Source organism: Intestinirhabdus alba, assembly GCF_009711095.1.
GTDB lineage: Bacteria > Pseudomonadota > Gammaproteobacteria > Enterobacterales > Enterobacteriaceae > Intestinirhabdus > Intestinirhabdus alba.
This window is the reverse complement of the sequence record NZ_WMJZ01000048.1, coordinates 1-21,747: the sequence shown is the minus strand read 5'-3', so window position 1 is coordinate 21,747 and position 21,747 is coordinate 1. Positions and strand designations below refer to the sequence as shown.

At 52.5% G+C, this 21,747-nt stretch carries 16 protein-coding genes and 1 pseudogene; all 17 read right to left on the bottom strand.

Annotated elements, in window-relative coordinates; translation table 11 throughout:
• Positions 1-783: pseudogene (locus GJV78_RS20825) on the bottom strand (T6SS immunity protein Tli4 family protein); the annotation flags it as partial.
• A complete protein-coding gene (locus GJV78_RS20820) occupies positions 780-3,200 on the bottom strand; it encodes a phospholipase D-like domain-containing protein (RefSeq protein WP_155110056.1) in 2,421 nt (806 codons plus the stop codon). The gene GJV78_RS20820 and the pseudogene GJV78_RS20825, both read right to left, overlap by 4 nt.
• A 1-nt stretch (position 3,201) precedes the next feature.
• Positions 3,202-5,931: a type VI secretion system Vgr family protein gene (locus GJV78_RS20815; RefSeq protein ID WP_155110055.1), complete on the bottom strand. Its 2,730-nt coding sequence runs from the start codon at positions 5,929-5,931 to the stop codon at positions 3,202-3,204.
• A 4-nt stretch (positions 5,932-5,935) separates the two neighbouring features.
• The gene (tssJ, locus tag GJV78_RS20810; RefSeq protein ID WP_155110054.1) at positions 5,936-6,460 is read right to left on the bottom strand and encodes a type VI secretion system lipoprotein TssJ; all 525 of its coding nucleotides are present in this window, start codon (positions 6,458-6,460) and stop codon (positions 5,936-5,938) included.
• A 24-nt stretch (positions 6,461-6,484) separates the two neighbouring features.
• Positions 6,485-7,570 (bottom strand): type VI secretion system baseplate subunit TssG, encoded by a 1,086-nt coding sequence (gene tssG / locus GJV78_RS20805; protein ID WP_155110053.1) that lies wholly within the window; start codon positions 7,568-7,570, stop codon positions 6,485-6,487.
• Positions 7,534-9,303 (bottom strand): type VI secretion system baseplate subunit TssF, encoded by a 1,770-nt coding sequence (gene tssF, locus GJV78_RS20800; protein WP_155110052.1) that lies wholly within the window; start codon positions 9,301-9,303, stop codon positions 7,534-7,536. The genes tssG and tssF overlap by 37 nt, the downstream gene beginning before the upstream one ends.
• A 99-nt stretch (positions 9,304-9,402) precedes the next feature.
• Complete coding sequence (locus GJV78_RS20795; protein ID WP_155110051.1) at positions 9,403-12,771, bottom strand: ImcF-related family protein; 3,369 nt, start codon at positions 12,769-12,771, stop codon at positions 9,403-9,405.
• Complete coding sequence (locus GJV78_RS20790; RefSeq protein ID WP_155110050.1) at positions 12,764-13,972, bottom strand: hypothetical protein; 1,209 nt, start codon at positions 13,970-13,972, stop codon at positions 12,764-12,766. Before GJV78_RS20790 ends, GJV78_RS20795 begins: the two co-directional genes overlap by 8 nt.
• A gap of 2 nt (positions 13,973-13,974) precedes the next feature.
• Positions 13,975-14,238 (bottom strand): PAAR domain-containing protein, encoded by a 264-nt coding sequence (locus tag GJV78_RS20785; RefSeq protein WP_167519685.1) that lies wholly within the window; start codon positions 14,236-14,238, stop codon positions 13,975-13,977.
• Positions 14,239-14,533: 295 nt separating this feature from the next.
• A complete protein-coding gene (locus tag GJV78_RS20780; protein ID WP_155110049.1) occupies positions 14,534-14,929 on the bottom strand; it encodes a lysozyme inhibitor LprI family protein in 396 nt (131 codons plus the stop codon).
• 155 nt (positions 14,930-15,084) lie between these two features.
• A complete protein-coding gene (locus tag GJV78_RS20775) occupies positions 15,085-15,927 on the bottom strand; it encodes a hypothetical protein (protein ID WP_155110048.1) in 843 nt (280 codons plus the stop codon).
• A gap of 769 nt (positions 15,928-16,696) precedes the next feature.
• On the bottom strand, positions 16,697-17,536 hold the full coding sequence (locus GJV78_RS20770; protein ID WP_155110047.1) for a hypothetical protein: 840 nt from the start codon (positions 17,534-17,536) through the stop codon (positions 16,697-16,699).
• A gap of 433 nt (positions 17,537-17,969) precedes the next feature.
• Positions 17,970-18,824: a hypothetical protein gene (locus GJV78_RS20765; protein WP_155110046.1), complete on the bottom strand. Its 855-nt coding sequence runs from the start codon at positions 18,822-18,824 to the stop codon at positions 17,970-17,972.
• On the bottom strand, positions 18,811-18,963 hold the full coding sequence (locus GJV78_RS23365) for a hypothetical protein (RefSeq protein WP_155110045.1): 153 nt from the start codon (positions 18,961-18,963) through the stop codon (positions 18,811-18,813). Before GJV78_RS23365 ends, GJV78_RS20765 begins: the two co-directional genes overlap by 14 nt.
• A gap of 138 nt (positions 18,964-19,101) precedes the next feature.
• Positions 19,102-19,926, bottom strand: a complete 825-nt coding sequence (locus GJV78_RS20755; protein WP_155110044.1) for an FG-GAP repeat protein — start codon at positions 19,924-19,926, stop codon at positions 19,102-19,104.
• Positions 19,927-20,153: 227 nt separating this feature from the next.
• Positions 20,154-20,828: a hypothetical protein gene (locus GJV78_RS20750; RefSeq protein WP_155110043.1), complete on the bottom strand. Its 675-nt coding sequence runs from the start codon at positions 20,826-20,828 to the stop codon at positions 20,154-20,156.
• A gap of 3 nt (positions 20,829-20,831) precedes the next feature.
• Positions 20,832-21,584, bottom strand: a complete 753-nt coding sequence (locus tag GJV78_RS20745) for an N-acetylmuramidase domain-containing protein (RefSeq protein ID WP_209439274.1) — start codon at positions 21,582-21,584, stop codon at positions 20,832-20,834.
• Between the last annotated feature and the right edge of the window lie 163 nt (positions 21,585-21,747).

Below are 21,747 nucleotides of genomic sequence, written 5' to 3'. Positions count from 1 at the left end.
GTTTTTTAGCCGGTAGGTCACCCCCATATTGCGCGGCTCATCTCCGGAATCGCCCGCAATAAAGCCGTAGGGCAGACAAAACCCCTGTTCTGCCGGAACCTCATATAGCTTACGGGGTCTGAAACGCTTAAGCAGAGAGCGCACTTCAGGCTCACTTTTCTCTACCTGCGCTTCCGCAGTCTGCGTCCGCTCTCCTGTATCCGGCTCATTCCTCCCCCAGAAATGATACAGACGCCTTCCGCTATTTATATAAATCGTATATCCCCTGTAATCATAGTCCACAAAAGCATTCTGGTAGTCTTTTAAAATATGTGAATATTTCCTGTTAAACTCAGTCTTCGACTCCATTGGCTTATTAAGCAGTCGCAAATCACGCTCTTTATACTTCCTGATAACTTCAGTTCTAAAATTTATATTATCGATAACTCTTTTCTTGTACTCAGAGAAGTTTATCTGACTTCTGTCTTCTGATGTGATATCTAACTCATAACCATCATAATAAAAAGAAGAAAACTGAGCCTGAACAGCATCGGCTTGTGCACTGTTATATTTATCACTAAATGTTATTCCATTGCCTGCATATCGTCTGGTAATAAAAAAACCATTGCCTTCTGGACGTTCGTCTGGATTAACAAACCCCACAACAGGATATAACCCTACCTCCAGGCTATCAGGCAACTGCATCTGATAATAACTTATACACTCACTCTTCCATTCCTGACCTGATGTGGCATATGAAATAAGAAGGCCGGTACCAAGAACTGCCAACGATAAACTTTTCATGTCTGGCTTTCCTGTGGGTTATTAATATTTTGATTGTTTGCAATCTGGACTTCTTCTGCTTGTTGCGAATGTATGGCAATTAATCTCATGTTAAAAGGTATTAAATTATTCTCGCCCTTCGCCCAGTGAATCGGCAGAGCAGTAAAAAAACCTTTTATATTAATCAAATTATGATTATATATTTTATACATTTCCCAACAAGAAACAGAAAACGGCATACTATCCTTAACAGAAGTGATGGCAGGCGAATTAGCAGGCATTACTGGCCATAACGATGGACGTAACTTATCTTCTTGTCCACTATTTTCTTTTCGGCTGACACTATTACTAACTTCATCTGTTATAAAAACATTCCGCGGAATAAAATTGAATATACTCTCATAATTTACTGCATTTTCTTTCGCCAGCGTCTGGATCTTTTCCCATCCCGCTTTCAGCGCCGGCTTATCAAGCACCGCTGCGCATTCCTCCGCCGCGCTGCCCATCCATTTACGCCATGCCCTTTGTCGCAATTCGCGGGCAAATTTACGATAAGGCACTAAGGTTCCGCTGCCGTCCAGATCGGTATAGCCATGTTCAGTATCAGAGATCAGGACAGCCAGCTCTGAATCTCTGTCGCCCTCAAGGCTCCTGTCATTGATATTGGCACTGCCCATTAGCACATAACGATCGTCTACGATTGTAAGCTTGCTATGCACATAAATTTGCTCCGTTACCGCCATTCCATTTAATTCAGCATAATCGCGCAGATTTAATAGTGTTACATATTCATCACAGGCTTCCAGAGGGATACTGTCGTATTCACGCGCGCATAATTCTTCAAGTTCCGCTATTTTTCGACACCACTCCTTACGCGGTACGCCCTGGTCTTCAAGCTGCTGCTTCACCCATAAGCTGCGGCGGATTCGGTTTAACAGGCTGTGGGAGCCAAATACCAGAGATTGTCGGGTCAGATGTATTTGGGCCACGATCGCCGGATCGTCAAGCCGCCCCTCAGGATAAACCGGCAGCACAATATAGACGTGAAACGGGTGCTTCATATGGCTGAAAATTGCCCGCTTGATCCTCTCTCCCAGCCATTCCGCCACGGGATTTCGCGGCAAGTCATCATCCGGCAATATTCTCGTTGCCCACGCGCTTAATGATGGGTTTATACTTTTTGCAGCCGGACTCAGTGGGCTGTTATCGCCAATGGATGATTCCCCAAACGCCGACACAAAAAACTGATTCTCTATATAGATATAATGTTCCGCCTTACTAATAAGAAGATGCAGACTGCGTAATATATCATCCTGCTTCATCCTCGGTTTCGACGTGGCTGCCGGCATTTTTTTATATTCATCGCGTCGCATGGTCAGTGAGGCGCTGCGGAGTACCTGTACCTGACAGCTCCCTTTTTTGGCCGGGTGGGGTTCAGGCATTTCCAGCGGCGGGATCTGCGTTTGCAGCGGATTTACAGGGTAGCGAGGCGAATAGCTATTCCAGCGCAGAATAAAATTCCGCATCAAATCGTCAACCGCCGGACCTTCAATTTGTACCTGATAGTCCTGCCAGGGCATACGGGGTTGTATTCCGGGTTCCAGAGACAAATTGTCCTTCGCGCTCCCCTGCGCCTGCCAGAGCTTATGTTCCAGAACGGTATTAATGATATTCTGAACGCTTTTCGCCTGTCTGTTTTCAGCTCTTTTAAGTTCATCCTGCTGGTGCTCTCTTGAATGCATACCAACAGGGATCACATATTCATCCCGTGGATCATAGCCAGTACCGTGAACGATGGGTGGGATACAGGGGTTATACATATTCATGCCCCGGCGTCCTTCCGCGTCTGCCAGCAGTCCATAGTGGTCATCATAGCGCCCATAGGCCAGGTCAATCCCCCCAACAAATGCCCATTTTTCATCCACTATAACGCACTTCTGGTGATGTGAGAAAAATACCCCAGATTTGGAACCTGCCTGCTGAACATAAAAAGCCTGTCGCCCGAGATGGGTATTGAGCGCGGCGAAGACCCGTTCCGTTGCTGCGGCATAGGTCTCAACCTGCGATGGATTCTTCCACGGCATGATATAAACGTTTAAATTTGCAGATGACGTTACGGCCTCCAGCAACGCATCAACAAGCCGTATCCCCTCCGCCAACTGCGCATCCCAGTTGACCTGCCAGCCGGTTATATAAATGCTCTTTTTCGCCTGCTTAAAGGTAGCCAGAAGAGCAGTGAAATACTCCTTGCCGCCCAGAAAAGCCTGGACGGCGTTGCCTTCGGTATATTCGGCAAAATTTTCAGACTGCCGTTCAGGACCGCTGGTATAGTGGACCCAGTGGCTGTGGGTCGCCGTTGCGGTGTAGCTTTCTTCACTTTCCCCATCAAAATAGACGCTGCACCAGCTCATACCGTCGTCAAGTTTAAACGCTCCCATCTTATTTATGCTCCCTGAGTAATTCGAGCAGCGCGCCGCTCGTCTGATGCTCGGTTTTTATACACGCTTTCAGTTTTTCACCCGGCGAACTTTTTCCGGAAACGCTGTTAAAGTTGTGATGAAACCCCATCGTATCCTGCGCGCAGAAATCGGTTATCTCTTCATGAGCAGCAGCTGAAATCACGTTAAAATTGAGGCGGTGGGCGCGATGCCCGACAACCAGCCATAATTTATGCGCATAGCGAGTTGCCAGTTCTGCCAGCTGGTACTGCTGTGCTTCTGAAGACAATACTTTCCCGTTGGCATCGGTTTGTCCGCTCATCAGCACTTCATCCGTTGTCACGGCCTGCATATAAGAATCTGCGCTCACAATCTGCCACTTGCGGTCAGGCTGAGCTACGCCATTGATGCCTGGGGCTTCTGAAATGCGCAGTACGGGTTTAAACCTGGTAACGCGCTGCGAAACAAACAAATCGGCCAGGGGCAGCGTGGGCAGGTTTAGCGCCATGCTCGCCGCGCCCACTACCATCATCTTTGGTGCCCTGCGCAGCCAGGTTCCCGTCGTTCCGTACTCTATCCGCCCCGCCTCCAGCGTCAGGTAGCTCCCGCCGCCGATAAGGGTTATCCGCTTCTTGCCGGCAAACTGAATGTCTTCCGCCGACAGAATCGTCACTTTCTTCTGGCCAAACAGCCGCATCGCATCGTTCTGCGCCTGGATCGTCACCGCGCCTTCGCTCGCCTTCAGGCTCAGCGCCCCCGTCCGGGCAAACAGCCCCAGCCTGTCGCCCACCAGCCCCGTCATGTTACCCATTACTCCGATGCTGATATCTCCTCCCGCGTTCAGCGCCACGTTTTCCGTCGCCGCCAGCTGCACATGTTCGCCGCTGCTCAACGCCATCCCCTGCGGCGTGGAAAACAGCAGGGTTTCGTCCAGCGGCTTCAGCCGCCGCTCCGCCATCGCCACCTGGCTGTCAATATCCGCCTTCAGCGCCTGCGCCTGCTCCGCCGCCATCTCCAGCTGCCGTAGCTGCTGCTGCAGTTGCTCAATCTCCCGCAGCGCGGCGGTCATATCCAGCGCGTCCCCCTGCCCCTTTGCCTGGGCGTCGGCGCTGACAAACAGCCCCTTGCCCGCGCGAACCACGCCCCATTCGTCGGTACGCAGCTCTACGCCCGCCCCACGCCGCTGCTGCCGGTTATCAACCAGGTGCCCCAGGTTAAGCTGGCTTTTGCCATATTCGGTGGCGAGTTTGATGTGCTCCTCTCCGCGCCGGTCCTCCATGCGCAGCTTGTTGTTCGCCGGCGTTCGCAGCACATTGCGGGTGTGATTATCGCGGGTCACCAGGTCCGGATGCGCCGAATCATGGAGTGCATGGGCGATGTACGGCAGATCAATATCCCCGCCGCTGTACGCCACGGCCACCTCTGTGCCGTCAATGAGCGGCGTATGCCAGCCATAGCGATCTCCGGCATAAGGCTTCGCCAGGCGCAGCCACAGATACGCAAAGCCCTGCTCCGGATCGTCGCGGTCAAAGTCCAGCCGTACCCGATAGCGCCCGTGTTCATCCAGATGCGCATAAATATCTCCCGCCTCGCGGCTCTCCACCCGCGCGGGCAGGGTGCCCGATATCGCCGGGCGCGACGCCTCTGCCGGGCGAAAGCCGTAGCGCTCCGTATACGGCATTCCCCATAGCGAAACGTGCAGCCGCGCGTCCCGCGCGCCGCGATACGTCGCCAGCGCGATCAGCATCCCCTCCCGCAGGGCCTCGAGCGCCGTCCCCTGCGGCTCCAGCACCTGGCCGGGAACAAGATGCCCGGCGTTGCTGAACAGGTGCAGCCGGACCGAGCGGTTCAGCTCCCGCTCGTGGTGCAGGCGGGCATAAAACGCCCCGGTTTCGGTGGCCGGCTCCGGATCGCCGTCGTCTCCGGCCTCCCGGTACGGCCCCGCGTAGCGATAATGCTCGCCGACGGTGGCCGCTCCGCCGCGCACGCTGACGGCGGCGTCCAGCGGCGCGGCGGCGTCACGATAGTTATAATCCCGGGTGCTGACGCGGCCGGTCGCCACGCTGTGCCAGCTGCGCACGCCCCATACCGACGCCTCCCCCCCGTCAAAAAGACCCGACGGCTCGCAGTACGGCAGGCGAACCCCAAAGCGATACGCCTGCTGGCTGTCGGCGAAAATCACCACCTCCAGCCCGCGGGCGTCGTCCATCTCCGTACGCCACCAGATACCCACTTCGGCCAGGATGCGCTGAATAAACTGCAGGTCCGACTCCCGCCACTGAGTGATCAGCTCCCGCTCCGGGTAGCGCCGCGCCAGACGAAAGTCGAAATCCGCCCCCTCCAGCCCGTGCTCACGCAGCACCGCCTCCACCACCTCCGGCACCGACCGCTGCTGATAGATACGGCACCGGCGGGTGTGCGCCAGCAGCGCAAGGCGCGGACGCAGCTCCACGAGGTAGCGCGACTGGTCGGCTGAAACGGCGAGCCGCCGTAGCCGGGTAATAACGCCGTGCACCGACCGACCGTCGCGCATGTGCAGGCTGGCGAACTTCAGCAGCGCCTGCTGCGGGAGAATATCCGCCCGCGCCTCGGTAAACTCGATCTCCCAGGTGAAGGGTTCGCTCAGGGCTTCCCGGCCGCGAAAGCGCAGTACGTCAGGCGCGAGCGGGGAGTCGTTAATCACCAGGGTGTAGCGGTTATGTCCGCCGGAATGCGACCCACTGTTATCCATTTTCTTACTCCTTCACCGGCACGAGGTGCAGCCAGCCGTCGCCCAGCTCAATGATGCGGGGTTTATCCGGATCAAGATCCTCCCGGCTCAGCACCAGCCGCCAGCGGTTATTCTGCCTGTCCGGGCGGTTGAACAGCCCCACCACCGCCACGAACCGGGCCTGTTCATGCATTGGCATATCAAGCGCCATGCTGCCGTCCGGCATCACCAGCAGCGCCTTTGAATCCAGCAGATCCTCTTTGAGCACCGCGTCGGCCTGGCGAAGCAGCGACAGGTAGTCCGCCGCCTCTACGCTTCGCCGATCCTTCAGCTGATAAATTCGCACCATGGTCGCCAGCGGCGTCTGGGCACCATCGGCGTTAATCGCGCTACGAGGGGAAAAATCGAGATGCAGAATTTTTATTCTTTTATAAAAGATCGATTTTGTCAGATCGACCGTGCCGTCCGTCACGGCCTGGGTCAGACCGCAGCCTGCGAGCAGGCTGCCGGCAAGCAGCGTCAGCATCGGCCAGGGCTTTACTCTTATCATTCAGCAGTTCCTTGCAAAAAATGGTTATTCAAAGCGGTAGTGGCCGCTCTCTGCCGGAGAGGGCGATGAAGGCCGCAGCCCGGCATAGCAGCCCAGGCTGACGGTCAGCGTCTGCCGGTTATCGCTGAGCCGGCCCTCCTTCAGCCCCAGCAGGCCGGTTCTTCCCAGCTGTATTCCGCGCCGGCCCTTCCCCAGCCGCGGCTCCGGCAGCAGCCGCACCGGCACGGTCAGCCGTAGCCGGGCATCGCTCCGGTATCCCAGATAGACCCGCAGCAGTACCAGAAAATCAGTATGTATCTGGCCGCCGGGCAGCCAGCCTTCCGCTTCCTGAGGGTTTTCCGTAAACAGGGCGATCCGTATCCGGCTGCAGGCCTCTTTAGCGGTTTTCCCGAGGGTGGCGCGCCGGGAAAGACTCACCCGATTCGCGCCCCCCAGACCGCTGCGGTTATCGATATGCACCTTCACCGGATCGGGTTCGTTGATAAGGACGCGGGTATCCGGAGCCAGCAGGCTGACCAGCGCCCGTATTCCCTCGGCGTTTCGCGTGGGCAAACGCATGGTGCCCAGCAGCGCCAGAAACCGCGATACCGGCGTGGCGACCCTCTCCGCGGTGCCGGGAATACCCAGCCCCACCAGCCCCAGCAGGCACTGCGAGGTGGCATCGCGACCGCCCGCTTCAAAGGTGGCCGGCCAGGCGTATTTACGCCAGATCCGATAGTACTGGGTGATAATGCGGTGATTGAAAATATCCAGAAACGCGGCGACGGCTTCAGCGCCTTCCCGCCCCTGGGCAATATCGTCAAGGTACATTCCCGGCAGCGGCGCATCGACGCCGTACAGCCCAAGAAAGGTGGTGCGCACGGTCGGGGGGGCCTCAGGGCGCTCGTCGTCCGTTTCTACGGCCCGCAGCTCGCTGGCCGGAAAGCCCATCCCCGGCCAGGGACGAAAACGCACCGCATCGTCTCGCGGGTGGCTGGTGGCCCCGGGCGGCGGGGCCTGCGGATTTTCCTGCTCCAGCAGCTGGCAGAAGCGATAAAAGTTGGCCCGCCAGATCTCCCCGCCCAGGGTCTGCGTCAGCCCGGTACGCGCTGACTGTGGTTCTCTTTCCATCGCAATCTTTTTCCCGTTGGTTGCAGAATCAGCGTCAGCTGATTGAAGAGATGAACATCGGCATAGAGCGCAAAGAAGCGGTGCAGCATTTCGCCAAACAGATTGATATCCCCCTCCCCGGCGAAGTTATCCGCATTCAGCGTCACTTCGATGTCCACGCCCCGCAGCATAAATCCCTGCTCAAAGCGGCGAATCAGGGTATGCTTCACCGCCACAATCGCCTCCAGGCGGCGGCGGTTCATTTCATCGTCCGTCCAGTCGTACAGCGCCAGGGTGCCGCGTAAGACCTCCGGGTTATCCATCATGCTGAGAAAGTTAGAGCCGAGATGGCTCATCACCCGCCAGTGGAAACGATCGGCGGCGGGCGGATACAGCGGCATACTCGGTGCCGTCAGGTTCAGCACCCGAACCGGCGCTTTTCCCGCCTTGACCACCCGATCCAGCAGCGTGCTCTCCAGCGCCTTGCGCGGAAGCTGGCCGTTGGTGCCGGTGATGCGCATCGACAGAGACTCCGGGGGCTGCGCCAGCCGATCCCGTTCAAACGACTGGCCGCCGAGAATAAGCCAGGTATCGTACAGGCCCGATGCGCCGCGCCTCACGCGGGTATGAAAATAGCGCTCCGGCGCATCGTGGCGCATCATTCCTCCCCGATGGCGGAAGCTGGAAAACGGCACATAGGGATGTTTGCCGTTTTTCAGCGCGCCGTGGATGCTGTCCACGCTGTAGATTTCCGTATGGCCGTCCTGAAGACGCAGCGGCCGCAGCAGATACTCATTCTCCAGCGGATTCAGGATCAGCGGATCGGCCTCAAGGCTAAAGAGATTAATCACCGGCGCGCAGTGCAGCCGGAAGCTGTCGGTTTCAAAGGGCAAATCGGCAGGCCAGGCCTCCGACAGCACAATATCGATCTCAAACCACGTGCTGGCCGTAGTCAGCCCAATCTGCGACAGCCCGCAGAGTTCGACGAACATAAATTTGGGCCGGAAGCTGAAATACTCCAGCAGCAGCTGGTATCCGCTGAAGGCGGAATCGGCTTTCGGCCACAGCCCGTCGCGCTCGCCAAACCCCTGCGGCTTGCACCAGCCGTCAAAGCGATGCCGCTCGGTGCCGGTTTCGGCGTGGCGCGCGTACATGGCATGTACCCGCCGGGTCATGGCCAGATGCAGGGCGGAGGCCGTCGGGCTTTCCGCGTTGAGGTAGAGGTTGACGCTATCGATCTCCGCCCGGCTCCAGTCCACTTTTTCCGGGCATTCAAAGCGCAGCCGGATAGCCGAGCGGCCGTCGTTTTCCACCTGCAGCCGGGCCTCGGCAAGGTGCAGGGGCTGAAGCGTCACCTCGCGGGTGGTCCGGTACTGACAGGTCGTTTTCTGCGGCCCGACCGGACGGGAGAGCACGGAGAAGCCCTCCGGCAGCCGTTCCGCCTGGCGCAGACGCTGCCACTCCGGTGAAAATTCGACGATTGCCAGCGACGGGATCGTTCGCATATAGTGCGGCCAGAGCAGGCTGACCAGCCCCTCGGTCAGCTCCGGCAGATCGTCATCCAGCTTTTCGCGCAGCCGCCCCATCAGGAAGGCAAACCCCTCAAACAGCCGCTCCACGTACGGATCCCGGGCACCGGGTTTATCAAGATTCAGCATCGCCGCCCGATCCGGATGGGCCTGGGCAAACTCTTTTCCGGCCTCGCGCAGATAGCGCATTTCGGCATCGAAGTAGCGCAGTGTTAAGTCATCCATGCACGCATATCCTGAGTTTTTTAGTAAATGGTCATTGCCGGAGCACCCGCCCGGTTCGTCGGCGTCAGGCCGAAGCAGCGCGGCCCGGAGGGCGGTTCGCTACTCCCGCGCCTCCGCCGGCGAAAGGGTGAAAATGGTTTCCGGCAGGCGGAAACCGCGAAGCTTCAGCAGCGTCAGCGGCCCGTCCCCCAGCTCGCTGCGGATAATAAATTGCAGCGGGTTGCCATCCGGGGCGATCCACACCAGCCGGTTCCGGCTTACGTCAAGGGGGGCGATCAGCGCCTTGTCGAGCAGACGGATAAAGCCCCAGTTCCCCTGATGGCTGGCGTAGAGCTGCATCCCCGTTTTCACGCTGCGCCAGCTGAGGCTGGCCCCCGGATAGTAGCTGTTTCCCGGCCAGGTGAAGCTCTGCCAGCTCTCCATCTGGTTGAAGTAATCCAGGTTCTGCTCATCCAGCGTCAGCTGCATACGGGCGACATCGCGGGACGGCCTCGCCATCAGCTCGAAATGGACCCCGGCGTCGCCCTGGGCAAACATAATGTCTGAAATATCCGCCAGCTGATTGATGGCGTCCAGAAAGGCCGGGTTGACGGTCATGCCCTGGCTGGCGGAGGGGTTGACCACCCAGCGGTTGCCTTCCAGATGGAGGATCCCACCGAGATGGGTTTTCAGAAAGGTGGCGATCCGCCCGGAATCGCTGCGCACAAACTGCGCAAGCAGAGGCAGCGAGGCGTCGCTGCCGGTCGCCTTAAAGGGATAGCGCCCGGCGAAGGCGTGGTTCCACTGCGCGACGATGGTCGTCTGCCAGCGGGCGTTGAGGCTCCCGGCCGCCGGCGTCAGCACCTGCCGCCAGGCCCGGTCCAGCGGCTGGACAAACAGCGACTGGCCAAACCCGCTCCACTCCTGGCCGAGGCTGGCGGCGACCAGGCTGCCGTAATCCCGGGTATCCGTCAGATCGATGGCTTTGCCCTGAAAAACGGTCTGGGCCAGCAGCTGCGTCATGCCCTGCGGGTCCGGCGCGCTGGTGACCTGCTGCAGCTTAAGACGAACCTGAGTCACCCGGGCCAGCCAGGACTGGAAGCTCAGATTACCATTGTTCCCCGTCCCTTCCCTGCCCTCGATCAGCCCGGTAACTGGCCCAAAAACGGCCTCCAGCGGCCCGCGCGGCCCCTGGGCCTGCTCGATAAACTGCTGAATATCCTTTTTGCCGCCGATAAGCTGCCGGGCGGAATCGACGATGGTGTCCGCCAGCGCCTCTCCCTTCTCGCCGGTCTTCCCCTGGTAGTTGAGCGTATTCATCAGCGCCACCAGCGGCGACCGGCGCACATCGGCCACCAGCGTCAGCTGATCGATAGCCTCTGACAGCGAGGTGGCTTCGCGCCACTGAATGCTGTTAACCATGCCCAGCCAGGCGTTGCCGAAATCGGTAAAGTAACGCCCGACCAGGCGCGCTTTCAGCGCTTCGGGGGAGATATCGCTGCCGGGCTGATGGGTTTTGTCCGTCAGCACCCAGTCAAGCTCATCGCGACGATTTTTTACCACCTCTTCAATAGCCCCCTGCACCTGCTCCTCCCAGGCCTGGCGGGTAAACATGCCCGGCACCACCTCGTCGGTGTGAAACAGCGTCGTGGCGTCCGTGTCGCCAATCAGATCGGCCAGGGATAAATCAGGCCAGTTGCTGGCAATACGCTTAAGCATCTCCTGGTACAGGCCAGTCTCCGCGTTCCGCTGGCCGATCTGCTTAAGTAAAATCTGCCTGACGCCGCTGACCAGCCTGGCGTCGGGCTGAATTTTCCACTGCGGATGCGCCGGAAGGTTTTGGGCATAAAAGCCCAGCAGCTTCGGGGCCAGCGCCTGCCAGGCCCCGTCCGTTATTCCCTGGCGGGTCGGCCAGGCTTGCTGAAGCGTTTTCGCCAGCCACGGGGCGTCCGTTTTATCCGCGCGCGCCAGCATCAGATAGCTTTTCAACAGATCGTAGGCGCGGCGGGTTCCCTGCAGGCGGGCGGCGCTGGCCGGCGGCAGATCCATAAACGCCTGCAGCTCCTGCCTCAGGCGTTCGGCGAGAGCGTCCCGCATCAGCAGCGCGTTATTGCGCGCATAGAGCGGCCAGAGCGCCGCCAGCACCTCGCGATCCTGATTGAGACCAAAGCGGGTATACCAGGGCGCGCCGGTGGCCTCGCGGTGCTGCAGACGAGCAATGGCCTGCTGAAGAGTAAGCTGGTTATGCAGGCGATCGGTCAGCGGCCGCTGGCTGTCCGCTGCCAGCCGCGCCGTTTTCTGCGCCTGTTCGATCTGGGTCTGGTTAACCCCCAGCGAGAGCAGGCTACCGGCAGCCCACAGCACCACCGCGGCGATCAGCGTCAGGCGAAGCGCTCCGGGCCAGTCAAGCGTCAGCTTGCGCGGCGGTACGTTTTCGCAGTCGTCAATAACGGCCGTCCAGCCAGGGGACGCAAGCCGGACGTTGGGCAGTGCGCCGCCCGCCGTCAGCTCCGGGCTGAACATTATCCCGCGCAGACGATATGCCGCCACTCCCTGCGACAGGCCGTCGATAAGCACAGAGAGCGGCATTTTCAGATCGGTTTGCAGGCGGTAAGACAGACGTAACAACCCGTCGTGGCGCGGATTGTTAATAATCCGCGCCATCCCGGTTTCGCGCAGGCGGGGGATCAGCCGCGCCAGCACCGCGGCGGCCTCTTCCGCCGTTGCCCCAGGGCCAAACAGCGCCCCCGTGGCGATATTCTCCCGCGCCTCCTGAGCGCCCATCTCCCGCTCGATTAGCCACAGCCATACCGGTGCCTGCCAGCCCAGCAGGCGATCGCTTTTCTGACGACAGCGGATAAAAGCGTCACGTTCGCCCTCCGCGGGAAACGCTGCGCTGTTCATCACCTGAACGACGCCGTCGACAGGTCTTGCGGGGCGCAGCCGCTTCAGGCCGTTAATAAAGTCGGTATCGGGTACGGCCTGCGCCTCGCCGGCATAAATCAGAACGCTGCCGTCCGCCTCCTGCCAGAGATCGCGGCTGAGGGCGGGAGCGGCTTTTTCCACGTCGTCCGCGCAGCCCAGCACCAGCAGAATACGCACCCTGCGCCGCCAGCGGCGACCGTAGCGCAGGCTAAGGTGCTCTGCCAGCGGCTTATCGCTGAACGCGGTCGCCTCTTCGTCATCGTTTGCCAGTGGGATCGGCGTCGACCGGGCGGCAGCCTGCCGCTGATTATTCCCCCAGCGCAGGTAAACGCCGGTTTTACCCGCCTGCTCAAACGCCTTCTCGGTGAGCCAGCCCAGCAGGAAAATGATGGCAACCAGCAGCGCGCAGAACGTCAGGATGCGCTGCCCGTCATATGGCCCCAGCCCGGTAGCGGAGGCCAGTCGCTCCGGAAAGGCGTACAGCAGAAAGGCGACAATCGCGATTAAAAACAGCAGAACCGCCGCCGTTGCGCCAATAAGCGTTTTGACTTTTACCTTACTCATTCCCTTGAATTTCCTTACTCGCGTCTCTCTTACCGATGACCGTTACCCAGACGGTGTCCTCATCCGGGTCCGGCTGCGCCGCGATAGCCTGCGGCCCCAGCTCGTCGTAGCTTGCATCAGCAAGGGCTATAGCCATCCACGGCGCGGCGCGCCCGGCGTAGCCAAGGACGGAATCAATGCTGCGGTTGTCCTCCGAGAGGCTGAACGTGACGCCGTTCTCTTCACAGGCCTGGTTCCATCCGCTGCCCTGCGCCGGCAGCGGCCCGGTGCTCCAGCCCGCCCCCAGCGCCTGCGGGGCAATGTCGGCCCAAAGAAGCGCGCGCCGCAGCGCCACGGCCAGCGAGGCTTCTTTACCCGCTTCAGGGCGGTGGAGAGAGTTCGCTTCAGGCCAGGCGACGGTCTTACGGTTGCTGAGCACCAGCAGCGCAACGGCATCGGCGTCATCCCTGCGGGGTTGCGCAGGCAGCGACAGCGCCACCGCAATCAGGATGCCCGGCTCCTCCCAGCGCCTGTCCAGCCAGGCATCAAAGGCGGCCAGCCCCTTTCCCGACAGAAGGCGGATGGTACGCCCGGTTCTCAGCGCCAGCTGGCTTTTGAGCTGCGCCGCCACGTTTTGACAGATATCATCGCTGCACTCCAGCATCAGCGCACAGGGAAGAGGCTTCGGCAACGTTTCCAGAATGCTCTGCACCCTGGCCGCCAGCGTGGCGATGACAGGGAGGATTTCGCTCTGCGGATCGGCGTGCAGGTGGGTTAGCGCCGCATAGCGAACCGGAACACCGCCGCCTCTCGGCACGGCATTCTCCATCACGGGCATACCGCGGCTTATTGCCTGCATCAGCGCCCCGGGCTTGTTTCCCGCCGCGTGCTGCACGTAGCTGCCCAGAATCCAGGCGCAGCGCTGGCCCCGGCGTATCTCCCGCCCAAGAAGCGCACTACGCTCCCGGTTACGGGAGTCAGCCCCCACCTGCTCCGCCTTATAGGCAAACCGGCGCAGGGAGAAAAGCAGCCCCCACAGGCAAAAAGGCAGACCCAGGGCGGTATACCAGAAAACAAAGCCGCTGCGATCGGCTGTCCAGTTCCAGAACGTCAGCACTGCGCCACCCGGCACGATCAGCAGCAGAAGCAGCAGCCAGCGGCGGAGATCGGGGCGCTGCACCTTTGCCGCTTTTTCCGGAATCGCATCCAGCCAGACGGGCATCGTCAGCCAACCCTGGCGGGAATAAACGAGGCGATCAGCGTACAGCCACAGCCGCATTTGTGGCCGTGAAAGGCAACCGGAATACCGTTATCCAGATAGTTCGCATTGCCCTCGATAATGGTCGTCGGACCGTGTCCGGGAATCGGGCAGGACACTTTATCGCCTTTACGGGCCACGCTAATGCCACCGAAAAACAGCGTCCCGGAACCGGATAATACGGCCCCACCGTGCGTGGTTTTATCTCCCTTGCGAATAATTTGTAACACTTATATCTCCCTGTATTATTATTAAACCTGAAGCGGGCGGATAAACTATTTTGATGCTGTTAATAAGATAATCAATAACATCATAATGAGTGGAACGGCTTAATTACCGATGTCTGCCTGACTCTGCCCCCGGTCGGGCCGCCAGGCCGTAATGAATTTTCGGCTGACAGCATTCGCCAGCGCGCATTTATTATCAGATAATAGTGTAACGATCAAATATCAATACAGCATCCTGCCGATAATGATAACCAGAAGAAATAGATAAGCCTGCTCTCATATAAAAACCACGGCAATATCACCCGGCCAGCTCTTTTAAAAAATCATTAAGCCCCATAATTCTATCGCGGGTCATTTCACTCCTGCAATAATTCAGTGACGTTTCCCTGGCTATCGTATCAGAATCAAACGGAAAAACCGCCACCTCGCAGTTTTTATCTCTGTAACTTAACCACGCTCGTTGTGATAATCTTAATTTATTAAGATATTCCTGCTTTAACTGAGGCTCAGTCTGATAGCTACTGCTTACGGCAGCTAAAAGCTGTTTATACGCTTCATTAAGCTGCCGGTCGCTTTTCTCCCAGACAGTTCTGGAACATTCAAAAGCATGTGAACTGCTTTCAGGTTTGTTACAGCCCTCCTCTGCCCGTAACAGCAGCGGGAACAGGATAAGCAAAAGCGTTAATTTTTTCATCAGTTTTCTCCTTTTAACCGATCCAGACTGGCCGCCTGGAAGAGGGTTGCGCGTTTTCAGCTTTGAGGCCCGGACTCTTCTGAGCCAGCGCTATTCATAGCAGCAGGTGTTTCGTCATTATCAAGGGATGCTTACTGTCACACTACTGGCAGCGTCTAGTATTGTGAATCCGAAGTAATAATGACTTCCGTTCCGGTTGCCCCTTCGCTAAACAGATATTGCAGTGACTGATTCTCGCTGGAAATGCTTAGCTGCAGCTTTTTATCTCCCTTCCAGCGATAGCTTACCGTTTTCTCATCTATGGCGTAGCTAAGATTTTTTTCGGGAACGTTATCTTTAAGAATCCTGCCAACAAGGGGGCTGAAAGATTTTATCTTTTGATATGCTTCTTTTAATCGTGAAGATGTAAAAGAACAAACCTCGCGTTCATGTCCGTCGAATTCAAGGCTGGGGTTCTCTACACGGCAGTATCTGGCAGGATTTTCCTTAAGCCTTTCTTCAGCAATTTCATATTCAGCGGCAGATAATTTTTTGAAAAAAACCTCATAATATTCATCATTAATAGCCAGATGAGTACCAGTCTCAATAATTTCACTGAACGGCCCCGGACAGGTATGCTCCGGAAAACGCGCCGTCAGAATATTTATATAGTCTGGAAATAAAATATTTTCTCTTTTAAACAGTGCCTTATATATATCAACCGTCTTTTGTGAGTGAAAATAGAGTATTGGCGTTTGCTTTAACCTGACGAATTCCGTAGCGCAGATTTCACCATTTTTGAGGTTGAGATCGTTGATTATCAGTTTGTTACCCTGCGTTTTGATCGTAACTCCCACATATTTTCCCGCGAGATTATCAGGCGTCTGCGCCCCTGAAATATTCAACGTTGACGTTTTATCATAAAGCCAAAAGGTATCACTGCCCGCTTCTTCAGAACAGGCGCTATCCGGCAGAATAAAAAACAGAAGCAATCCTGCTATGGTACTTTTAGTATTCATTAAATCCTCTCCGTAGCGTCATTTCTGTGTTGTTTGCGTAGCCTGCCAGAAATTTTACGTTCTATACCCTTTGTAAACTACATTTCAGAATCCATCGTCCCGGTCACGCCTTCTGCCTTATATGAGTATACCTTTCCATAGACTTTCCTCTGTAGAAACGCTTTCACAAAACCAGCAAAGCTTTACAGGTTCTGCGGGTTAATCACGAGCCATGCGCCCACGCTATCAGATCGCTTATCAGAGAAAAGAACAAATCTCCAGAACCATTAGCATCAGCGTATTTTTCTGGCTGTATACCCACCGTCACTATCCCTGGGGAATAGTTCGCTATGGATCACTATACTCACCCGCCATACTTCAAGTTGCATGTGCGTTGGCTTTATTCGGCCCTGGGGCCTCACCCTGAAGGGCCGCCGCCATCGGCGTTCAAATCGGCTATGCCGATTTATCCCCGCTCACCCCAGTCACTTACTCCGGCAAGCTTCTGAGGATTAATGAGGGACATTCCTGTCCCTCACCGAAGGCGGCCTGTAGCCGTTCAAATTCGTTTCTGACGAAGTTGTCACCGCGTCNCATTCCTGTCCCTCACCGAAGGCGGCCTGTAGCCGTTCAAATTCGTTTCTGACGAAGTTGTCACCGCGTCGCCGCGTGATTCGGCCTGAGGCCTCACCCCTTCGGGGCCAGCCCCGTGGCTGTTCAAAACGCGCTGCGTTTTGTCCTGCAACTCGAATTATTTAGGTATGCATACAGCCCGTAAGATTTTTTGTTTTCAATCGGGTAGATAAATAGTCTTGATAGAAGTATTTCCGGCTAAGGAAGAGAAAATTATATCCGTCTCGCCTCCCGGTTGATAAATACTGATCGTTAATTTATCATCCCCATTCCATTTATATTCGATAAAAAATTCCGCAGATATTACAACCTTAGAATTTTCTCCAGATTTAATTTCATCCTTTAAATATTGAAGAACATTATCACTCTTATTTTTATTTACAAACTGAAGATATATTGATAATATATCAGAGTTGGGATAAGTACATTTTACAATATAACCATCATTATTGACATCATCTAATTCGTTGCCATTATTAGTGCAGGCAATTTCATTTTCACCTGCAGACTCAACAACTGCTTTAAATCTGGGATCGCTTGCAGCAAAATAAAATATTGCACGATTTTTATACACCATTACTAAAGCATTATCTATTTTAATAAGCTCAGAGAAGGGATAACGACATTCACTATTAATATTTAAGGTTTTTAAAATCTGGATATTTTCATTTAACTTTATATTATACCGTTCAAAAAAGGAATGATAAAAAGATACTGTATTTTCACTCATCCAATATTTAACAGGCGTAGTATCTTCTTCAACAATTTCGCATGAAGTATCACTGCTTATAGTCAATCGACTATCCTCGATAGTAAGATCTTTTCCGGCAAAGTAGCGTTGAACATTATCCAGAGTATCTTTATCGGCGGCATTATCTATTATATCGTCAGAAGCGAGCGCGAAGAACCAGCGTTGTTCTGTCTTACCAAAGGCTATATTCAAAAGTAAAATATAGCCTGTTACCACAATCAGTAATTTATTAAAAACGACAAGCATAATCACTCCGTGCGGATAGTTATAAAAGCTACACAAGACATTGTGGACTTATGAAACAATCGCCAACTTTTGGTCAAATCTCGCCGGGAAGGTTATCCGGGCTATTTTCTCTGTCCTATCGTGACAAATCAGGCGCGTAGAGTTCAGCCCTTACGCGATATGTCATATGTCAGTAGACAACAGGCGTACTTCTATCCACAAATTTCAGAATCCAAAAAGCATGTAGCGACACTTTTTACACTGTCGGCCGCCAGGCCACCTTCTTTAAAGGAGAATCTGAAAACTGTTTTATCCTCATCAACAGCATAATAAACTGCTCCTTTAATTATTGCCGGCTTCGGGAAAAAGAGACACTTCTTGTCTTCACTTTACTTCGTAGCTCTCCACTTAAAGCTATTCAAATGGGCTGGCTGGCCGTTAAGGCAATGACTTATCATTCAGCATTATCCGTGCTAATCCATGCAATAAAAGGTATTCCTTTTTTACTAATATAGCCGATATTCAACCACCGCTTATCTGGAGACTTCCGTATTACCTTTACTTTATCTCCCGGTATAAGATAAGCAGAGGTTTGGCTATGAACATCAGGAGAAGCAAACAGATTTGTCTTGATTTTCACCGTTGCTTCTGCTGCAATGCCATTCAGATAATTCAAAAGAAACGGCATGGCGACTTTTTTTAACCTGGCATTTTTTGTTACCAGCTCCTGATAAGTATCAATATTTTCTTTTGATGGTGCATCACAACGTAATATATTTGCCAACTGGCTATTATCCATTGTAGCCGTATTGTTTTTTAAGTCGTTAACCGAAGGACGCATAGAATTAAAATCAAATATATCAGTTCCTTCAGTATTTGCTAATACATCTTCATCTTTAAGCCAGCTATACCCACACGCCATACCATCCCAGTCGCTTACAATACATCCTGATGTCATATCCACTACGCTGCAATAAGCCTTTTCGGTATACTCCTTTTTTCCATCGTCAAATTCTATATATCCAGAAGAAATACTTGTCACAATAAAATATCTTCCTGAAGGAGAAAGCGGAGAAGTCCCATCCTCTTCATAATGTCGGTCTTTTCGGCTGAGATCTATCGTATTACCCTGTCGGGAAAAATAGAGTTTCTTCCATGAGTTGATATAATAATGCTCTCCTTTTTTGGGTTGTGAAAAAGTCAGCGTAGTATTATACGGAGAGCTAATGGTAACATCAGCTTTACTTAATCCTGATAAGCTTAATAAAGCCAGAAGTACGCTAAACTGTTTACTTTTAATCATTTTCATTTTTTAATCTCTCCAGTGCCTCTGCTTTTTCCCGAATAAACCTGTCGCTCCAGGTTTCCCTGAGCGCTACGCCTTTTTCAGACACGGTTTTCATCCATGTCATCTCATCCAGAACCGTTTCCAGATATGGTTTCCACAACAGTGCATCCCTGTTTAAAGCAGGATTATTAGCATGAAGGTTTTCGTTTGTTTTTTAAAAACCAGGAACAAAATAAGTAAGGCGATTTACAGAATGGTCTAACACTACTACCCCTACCCAGATTACTCCTGGAAAAAATTAGTAAGACTCGAATTTATTCATTGAAATATTATCACCGCTAGAATTTTTACCTTCGTTAGATGAGTAATCAAAGTATATGTTATCAACCTTCACTGCTTTACCATTGTCAAAAAAATAGATGATTTTATTATATTTATTGCAACAATCGTCTTTTGAGTTAAAAATAATGAGTTTTTTATAAGGATTATATACCAGAGTGCCATTTTCTTTTGATAAGTTCTTATCTTCCATCAATCCATTATCACCTGAAAGATAAATAGTCTGACTACCATTATTTGGACGATGATCTGTTCTGACTATCAAGTCATAAAAGCCATCACCATTAATATCTACAAACTCTAAAGTTGGTGGATCTATAGCATCAGTAATAACTATGCTTTCATTTTTATTCTTAAATGTTAAATTTATTTTATAAGCACTTGTATCAAAACCATCAACCTCAATAACTTTCAATTCACCGTCTTTAAAGGAATTATTATTTTGAATTGTTACAGAAACACATTCTTTATCACACCACTTACCTGTATAACCCATGTCTGTATGAACAAGTGTTATAGCAGCAGTGTTGTTACTTGTTTTTTCTTTTAACTCAAGAGAATTATAATTTACCACTCCGTTTAGCAAGATTCTATTTTTATATTTATCATATATATAACTTCCAGAGACAGTATCTTTGGAAGTTACAAGATTCATTGTAATATTACTCTTCCCAATTGTCCCACTATACATCGAAGAAACTGAATACTCTGCATTTATCACATCAGAAGCACTGCAAAATAATGGCAATGCACACACGGTTAATAATAACGATATTTTTTTCATTAAACTCACTCCAGACCAAACACGTTCCTGGCGACAGATAATTTATTAACTCGGTCATCCATATGATTCGGCTCTCTGGCTTTATCTGGATAATAAGGATGCTCTTGCACAGCCCATCCCTTGACATAAACTGAAACCCAATAGATATCGTCGCTATCAGCTGTAGCGTTTAAGCTTCGTAAGTTTTCCCTGCCAGTCCTGGCTGATGCCCTCAGCATAAAATTATACTACAAAATATCGATAAACTTTATCCAGGCAATAACAACTCCAGATTTAGATGTATATTTAATATTTAGCATGGAATTTTTATACTCTAAAACCTCAACAACATCTCCCTTGATCAAATATGGCTTGTTTCTTGGTTGTTTTTTATTTTCATTATATAAAAAAGCCCTATCACTTCCAATAATCGTTTTAACCTTATCTTTAAGCACTAAATTATCAGATTTTAGGAGTTTACTAGCATCCAGATTTGATAAGCTCAGACCGGCTGTTTCATCATCTTTAGAGCACAAAGTTAGTAACGCCTCAACCTGATATTCCGACGATGGTAGTCTTATTTGCTTACATGCAGATATTAAAAGAGGTATTTCCCCCGAGGTAAATTTAAACATATATACATCCCGTGGGTAATCCATAACCAAAGATACTGTACCATCTGGCTTGGAATCTAAAAATAAGCCACTCCCTTCAATGTCAGATGTAATTATTGTATCGTTACTATACTCTTCCCCTTTTGCATTTATATACTTAAGATCGTAATTCTCACCATTTTTTTCGATAAACCATTCACTTCCATCAATGTTTTTTCCTGCTGTTAATACATGAAATTTTTCTGCGAACACAGAAAAAGACAGAATAACCAACAGAATACTCACAAAACATTTACTATAAATACTCATTTCTCACCACTTATTTTTTAAAGAGTTATATGCATTCTCAATTTTTTGATCATATCCTATTTGGCCAGTACCATTATACCTTCTGGCAATGGTTAGCCAGTCTTTATCCTTCATCGGCTGGAGCATTCTTTTTTCTTTTACAAGAAAAACCTTAAAGTATTGTAGGTGCTGCATCGCACAATAATTCTGCGCATCCACTAATTCCTGAATTGAACCACATAGATGATGATAATACTCTCCCATTACTTGAAACTTACCCCAAGAACAAGACATATTTGCAGCATCAGAGTTAATTTCACGAGCTCTCAACAATCGCTGATACTGCTGACTATCTTTTCCATGACGATAGCTCTTATCATAGGAATGCATAATATCTGGTTCTGAAGACTCGACCTTACGAACGGTTTCTGGGCTTACACCCAATTTCAGCGAGATTCTCTTCATATAATGTCTTTCATAAAGAATTGCCGCGTGTTTCTCACCTCTTACATAGTATTTAAACGGCACCTTGTCACCAGTTTCAGCCACCGCGATTGCTCTTAATACTTCTCGCTCAACACCAAGTTGCGCAGCAAGCACTTCAAAGTCATCTTTAGTTACATCTACAGCTCCAGATTGACACGGGCGATCAACAATCCCTTGTTTATAACAGTAACATTGTTTATTTACTGGTTTCATCGCATCCAAAAACACCACCGGATGCATATGCCACGGCTCCGGACCCAGCGCCACGCCCTTTTCAGCCACCTCCTTCATCCACTTCATCTTTTCAATAAACTCTTCCAGGTACTTTTTCCACAGCGGCGCGTCTGCGGTGAGGGTATCCAGATACGCTTTCCACTTCGGATCGTCCAGCGCAGGGAGCCGGCCGCTATTCTGTCCCGGAATCCCCCCTGTTGCTGATAAGCGTCAAACGGTG